Genomic DNA, 5813 nt, shown 5'->3' with positions numbered 1-5813 from the left:
GAGATTGAGCACCTGCGACTTGCCGATGGTCACGTCGAGCCGGAGGAGCCCGGGCTCCGCAGCGAGAGCCGGGAGCAAGCCCCCGGCGAAGAGCAGCAGCGTGGCGGCCAGCAGCGCGACAGAGACGCGGGCTGCCGGGCTATGACGTCGTGGCATTGCGTGCATTTCCCCCATGTCTGGCGATCTCACTTCTTGGCCGGCTCAGCGACGACGTCGGGCTTGATCTGGCCCAGCTCCTGCCAGCGCTGGTTCCCGTCCCGGGCGAAGAGCTGCTCGGTCATGCTCCCGCCGCGCTGGACCAGCACCGAGTGGGGCGGTTCCACCCCGCTCGGCGCGGTGACCGTGCCCAGCGGGGAGGGATGCACGACGAGATCGAACTGGCGCGACGACTTGCCCGAGAAGATGACCAGCGAGGTGATCCCGGTCGCCTTCCCGACCACCAGGAGCTGGGTCGGGCTGATCACCTGGACGTCGGCGATGTTCGGGTTGGCGACCGCGACCTTGCGGGCGGGATCGGAGATCTCCAGCACGTGCGACCGGTCCACCCCAAGGTACAGCCGACTGAGGGACTGGGCCGCGGTGAAGCCCGGGGTGGCCCCCGCTGCGGCCAGGCCCACCAGCGCGAAGCCGGCGAGCCGAGCGAGATGCGCTCTCATCAGCGGTCTCCCTTGGGCGCGTGCTGCTCGCTCCAGAGGTCGCCGCGCCCGCGCACGAAGACCTGCTCGCTGACCTTTGTCCCCCGGATGACTTCCACTGGATACTTCTCGATCTGGGGCAGCGGCAGCGGGGCGCTCCGGGCCACGACCGCCTTCACGGCGGGCTGCGGGGTGGCGGACGCCACGTCGGAGAGCAGGGAGGACGGGGTCGCGCCGGGCGTCCGGACCACGTCGGTGTCCCGGAGGTTCCGCTGGACGAGCATGAGCTTGCCCTCGGCCTGCGCCACCGCGAGACGCTCGGTCTGCTGCGGCGTCAGCGCCATGGTCACGGTGGTATTCGTCACGGGCTTGTTGTCCTTCATCTCGACGGTCTGGCCGGCCGCGAGCACGGTGACGTCCTGCAGGATCACCTTGGCGATCTTCTCGTTCGCGCCGGGCGCCTTGGGCATGCTCACGAGCACGTCCACCCGGCTGTTCGGCAGCACGAAGCCGCTGTCGCGGGTGGCATCGTCGAGCTTGATGGTGACTCCGCGCTGGCCTTCGGGCACCAGCATCGGCATGATGCCGCCCTTGCCGGAGAGCTGCGGGGCGAGCTTGGCTTCCATCAGCGGCTCCCCGGCCACGATGGATCCCCGCACCACCCGTCCCTCGGCGTCCGCCACACTGCGGATCGCCCCGGGAGGCACGGCCGCCTTCGGCCAGGGGACGAGCTTGACGTGCTGGCCGGTGATGGTCTCGGCGAGCCCGATGTTGGCCGCCGCCACCACGATGCGGTCGGACTGATCGTCGTTGACCCGGGCCACCTGGCTGACCACCCGGTAGACGAGGAAGCTCGCCAGCAGGCCGATGAGAGAGGCGCACAGCACAATCAGCAGCAATCGCCGACGCATAGTGTCCCTACTTTCCCTATTCGCGCCGCATCCTGACCGTCTCCGTGAGTACCAGTGGGCTACCTGGCGTCCCCAGGACGGGTAGGAACAGCGGCACGACAGTCTCGAAATTGACGACCACGGTGGCTTGTACCTGAGAATCCGGCGGACAGGCGGTTGCGGAGCACGTCACCGCTACGCTGGCCGCGGTGAGGTTCGCCGCGCTGAGGACCTCGTTCACCCGGGTCACAGCCGGCCCGTTGTTGAACGAAGGGTTGTTCGGATCGGGAGGAGGCGTGACCACCCCCACCCGCGCGCCTTCCCGGGCGGCGTTGGTCGCGATGTTCGACGTGAGCCACGCCCGGCTCAGCTCGAGAGACGCGAGGAAGATGAACAGCAGCGTCGGCAGGACCACGAGGAACTCGAGCGTGGAGGTGCCTCGCTGATTGCCGAGTCGTCGCATCAGTCTCATGGTCGTGTGCATTGTGTTTTTGTGCCAGCTCCCGGGGCCCGAACGGGCCCCGGGAATCGGCTGGGGTTCCTACGTGACGATACCGGTCAGCTTGGTGGTGATGTCCGTGATGACCGCGTCGATGCCGGCCTTGAGGGTGCCGGGATAGACTGCGACCGCGAGCATCACGATGAGCGCGCCCACCGCGATCCACTCGAGCGTCTCGACGCCCTGCTCGTCCTTCAGGTATCCGAGGATCCGCTTCATTGCCTGTTGTCTCCTTTGCTCCCATCGTTCACGATGGTGAGTCTGAGAAGTTCACTGCGCCTCGCTGCTGCTCCGCCCCGCTACCTGCTGCCCCGCCTCCCCCCTCTCATCCGACGCTGTCTCGACTCGGCTGCACCTCGTACGCCCTCACGTCTGCGAAGCCGCTGCACTCCAGTGCCAGCACCACCGCGGCCATTCGATCTCGCGGGATCCGGAACCCCACGGCTCCCGGTTCGACCAGGTCCAGCTCGTTCTCTGAGACCTCGCCCAGCAGGCCGGCCTGCTCGAGCACCTCGAACACCGCCGGAGCCTGTCCACCGTTGTGGTCGAGCTTCACGACCACGAGCGACTCCGCGTTGCTCACCCTCGATCCCTTTCCACCTCTCCGGGAAGCGCCGGAGGTGATGTTTCCGTCTGGTACTGCCTTCTGCCCTGGTCGCTTGTCGAGGCGTGGCAGATTGCAGAGCGCGTGCCATGCGTGGGGCAATCCTGGCCGGCGAGGGAACGAGGCTATATGCGACCGAGAGTTACGCCTGACTGAGAGGACACACTCCCGTGGCGTTACTCAATGCGGAAATGGATTGGCAGACGGTGGCGAAAGACGCGAGGCCGCCTCGAGGCGAGACCGAATGTCCCATGTTCTCCCCGGGCTACGGGCGCCGACGACCCGTATGCAGAACCGCATATCGACTCTTGGTTCTCGCGACGGCGGAATCATTGCGCAGGACTGAAAAGCGCGGATCCGCGCGCTCGTTAGCCAGATTGGGATAATCTTTATCCCCTTCCGAGGCAGGTGTGGAACCGCTCCTTGGAGTCACTTGCGTTAAGTGTGCGCCTCGGATAGCATCGCCGCTCCGGGCGTCATCCTGGCATTTCTCGTGCTGCTGCTGTCGCGACCGAACTTGGCAGTGATCCACGGAGAAAGCCGTGCCCATCGAGCTGATGAAGCGCAACGCCGCGCGGGATTCGACGCCAGCCCACTCCGCCCAAGGGGCCTCGCTCGAGATGCTCGAGGCGATGGTGGAGGGCGCGCGGGAGGGGCTCTGCATTCTCAGCCCGCAGGCGATCCTGCTGCGTGGCAATCGGGCGGCCGGCGAGCTGCTCGGCTTCGAGCCGCGAGAGGCGATGGGCCGGCCGGTCCACGAGCTCGGGGTGGATCGCGACTTCGACTGGTCGATCAGCGGGGAAGTCGCGGCGGCGCGGGTCGCGGTGTCGACGGTCCAGACGCTCCGTAACGGACGAAAGGTGCTGGTCTCCGGTGCGCCCATCGTGTCGGCGGCCGAGCTCTCCTATGTCGTCGTGACCATCCGCGAGATCACCGACATGGGGCAGGTGATGAGCCGGCTGCGCGATGCCGTCGAGCGGGCCGACCAGTCGCGCTCCACGCTGACCATCACCGCGGACCGGGAGCCGCAGCCGGACGAGGTCGTCACGAACAGCCCGACTCTGGCCGCGCTGCGCGCCACGGCTCTACGGTACGCGGCCGTGGACTCGACTGTCCTGGTGGTGGGTGAGACGGGAGCCGGCAAGGGCCTGTTCGCCCGGCTGATCCACCAGGCCTCCGCCCGGAGCGGCGGTCCGTTTCTCGAGGTGAACTGCGGCGCCATCCCGGAAGGCTTGATGGAGGCCGAGCTGTTTGGCTACGCGAAGGGCGCTTTCACCGGGGCGGACGCCAAGGGGAAGGTCGGGCTCGTCGAGCTGGCCCACAAGGGCACCCTGCTACTGAACGAGATCGGCGATCTCCCGCTGAGCCTGCAGGTGAAGCTGCTGCGGTTCCTCGAGGATGGCGAGGTGTGGGCGGTGGGAGCCGTGAAGCCCAAGCGTCCAGACGTGCGGATCATCGCCGCCACCAACCGGGATCTGCGCCGCATGATCGCCGACGGGCACTTCCGCGGGGACCTCTTCTATCGGCTCGACGTGCTGGCGCTCGAGGTTCCCCCCCTGCGCCACCATCCGGAGGACATCCCGCGTCTCATCGAGGTGGCCCTGGCGAGGGCCGAGAAGCGGCTCCGGATGCGCCGGGGCATCACCCCCGAGGCGGTCGCGATGCTCTGCTGCTATCAGTTCCCAGGCAACGTGCGCGAGCTGTCGAATCTGGCCGAGCGCCTCGTGGTGAGCGCCACCTCCGATCTGATCGACGTGGCCGATCTGCCCGCACACGTGCGCGGCGTGCCGGCAGTCCCGGCTCGAGACGTCCCCGGCCCGGGATCGAGCCTCCGCAAGAGGCTGCGGAAGATGGAGAGCGAGCTGCTGAAGGACGCGCTGGACCGCTACAAGACACAGGCCCTCGCCGCGCGGTACCTGGGGGTGACGCAGTCCACGGTGGCGCGCAAGGCCAAGCGGTACGGGCTGACGAGCGAAGGGCTCGCCGGCCCGTTGGCTGGGACGAACTCTAGTACGACTTCGGCGTTGGCTTGATGTCCTCGCCGGTCAGGACCCACTGACCGCCACAGCCGCCCTTCACGAAATCGGTCGATTCCTGGTAGAGGGCTCCGAAGGTCAGCGTCATGGCGATGACGTACCCGAGGCCGCTCAGCCCGCACACGATGGCCTTGCCCGGTACGTAGAAGATGTCGCCCACCACCGCGGCGGCGGTGGCGCCCGCGGAGTCCTCGGCCGAGGCGACGCTCGCGCCCGTGACGGCCAGGACCAGGATCAGCACTGCGGCGATCGATCGCGTTGCATTCATCAATGCCTCCACCCTTATGCAGATTTGGATCGGCGGTGCGGTCGGAACGACGATCCGGCGCGCACCGCGCCCGGCACTCTAGGCCGCGCGCCCGACGATGTCAAGCGCGATGCGCGGCCGGTCGACTTGACGGTTGACGCCGAGGATGCGCCACGTAGTTTCCATCTTGGGCGCCGCAGTTCTCACCGTCATGGCGCTCAGGTAGCGTTCATCCCGTGACAGCGCATCGTGTGAGGCGCGACTGGTATCCGTTGATCGCGGGCGTTCTGGCCGTCGTTGTGGCAGAGTTCGTCCTCATCCTGTGGACGACGAGCGGGCATTTCACCTACACGCTGGACGACCCCTACATCCATCTTGCCCTCGCCGAGAATCTCGCGCGCTTCGGACACTACGGTCTCAACCTCGAGGACTACTCCTCGCCGTCGTCATCGATCCTCTGGCCGTTGTTGCTGGTTCCGTTTCTCACCCTCGGCGCGGGACTCTACGCGCCCCTTATCGTGAATACTCCGTGCGCCATCGCGACGGTACTCGTCATTCACCAGCTCATTGTCGAGTGCGCGGCGTCGGACGCGAAACACGGTACAAAGGTCCCGTGTGTCTGGGCGCTCCTGATATTCTTTGCCGCCAACGGATTCGGGCTCATCTTCACGGGCATGGAGCATTCGCTGCAGGTCCTTGTCACCGTCTCGGTGCTCTATCTCCTCATCCGCATGCAATTGGCCACCGACAGCGGAAAGGAACTGCCGTCCTACAACCATTATCTCCTGGTGCTGTTCGTGGTTCTTTCGCCGCTCGTCAGGTTCGAGGGATTGGCGATATCGGCGTTCGCAATCGCGATGCTGATCCGGTTCCGGAAGCCGCGCCTCGCGATCTTTTCGGCC

8 protein-coding genes are annotated in these 5813 nt (G+C 66.7%); 2 read left to right on the top strand and 6 right to left on the bottom strand.

Annotated elements, in window-relative coordinates; all coding sequences use genetic code 11:
• Positions 1 to 185: 185 nt before the first annotated feature.
• The 5 genes from VKN16_21310 to VKN16_21290 all read right to left on the bottom strand — a co-directional run bounded on the left by VKN16_21310 (position 186) and on the right by VKN16_21290 (position 2607).
• Positions 186 to 656 (bottom strand): pilus assembly protein N-terminal domain-containing protein, encoded by a 471-nt coding sequence (locus VKN16_21310; protein HME96748.1) that lies wholly within the window; start codon positions 654 to 656, stop codon positions 186 to 188.
• Positions 656 to 1546, bottom strand: coding sequence for a Flp pilus assembly protein CpaB (gene cpaB / locus VKN16_21305; protein HME96747.1), 891 nt, complete (start codon positions 1544 to 1546; stop codon positions 656 to 658). The genes VKN16_21310 and cpaB overlap by 1 nt, the downstream gene beginning before the upstream one ends.
• A gap of 16 nt (positions 1547 to 1562) precedes the next feature.
• The gene (locus VKN16_21300; GenBank protein HME96746.1) at positions 1563 to 1988 is read right to left on the bottom strand and encodes a TadE/TadG family type IV pilus assembly protein; all 426 of its coding nucleotides are present in this window, start codon (positions 1986 to 1988) and stop codon (positions 1563 to 1565) included.
• 78 nt (positions 1989 to 2066) lie between these two features.
• On the bottom strand, positions 2067 to 2243 hold the full coding sequence (locus VKN16_21295; GenBank protein ID HME96745.1) for a hypothetical protein: 177 nt from the start codon (positions 2241 to 2243) through the stop codon (positions 2067 to 2069).
• Between the two features lie 106 nt (positions 2244 to 2349).
• Positions 2350 to 2607 (bottom strand): hypothetical protein, encoded by a 258-nt coding sequence (locus VKN16_21290; GenBank protein ID HME96744.1) that lies wholly within the window; start codon positions 2605 to 2607, stop codon positions 2350 to 2352.
• Between the two features lie 563 nt (positions 2608 to 3170).
• Here VKN16_21290 and VKN16_21285 point away from each other — a divergent pair.
• A complete protein-coding gene (locus tag VKN16_21285; protein HME96743.1) occupies positions 3171 to 4661 on the top strand; it encodes a sigma 54-interacting transcriptional regulator in 1491 nt (496 codons plus the stop codon).
• On the opposite strand, the gene VKN16_21280 is transcribed toward VKN16_21285, so the two are convergent.
• Entirely contained in the window at positions 4636 to 4932 is a 297-nt protein-coding gene (locus tag VKN16_21280) for a hypothetical protein (protein ID HME96742.1), read from the bottom strand. The two genes, VKN16_21285 and VKN16_21280, sit on opposite strands and share 26 nt — an antisense overlap.
• A gap of 230 nt (positions 4933 to 5162) precedes the next feature.
• Here VKN16_21280 and VKN16_21275 point away from each other — a divergent pair.
• A partial coding sequence (locus tag VKN16_21275) for a hypothetical protein (protein HME96741.1) occupies positions 5163 to 5813 on the top strand: 651 nt, incomplete at its 3' end.

Source organism: Candidatus Methylomirabilota bacterium (assembly GCA_035315345.1).
In the GTDB taxonomy this organism is placed as follows: Bacteria; Methylomirabilota; Methylomirabilia; order Rokubacteriales; family CSP1-6; genus CAMLFJ01.
This window is presented reverse-complemented; position numbering and strand designations above follow the sequence as displayed.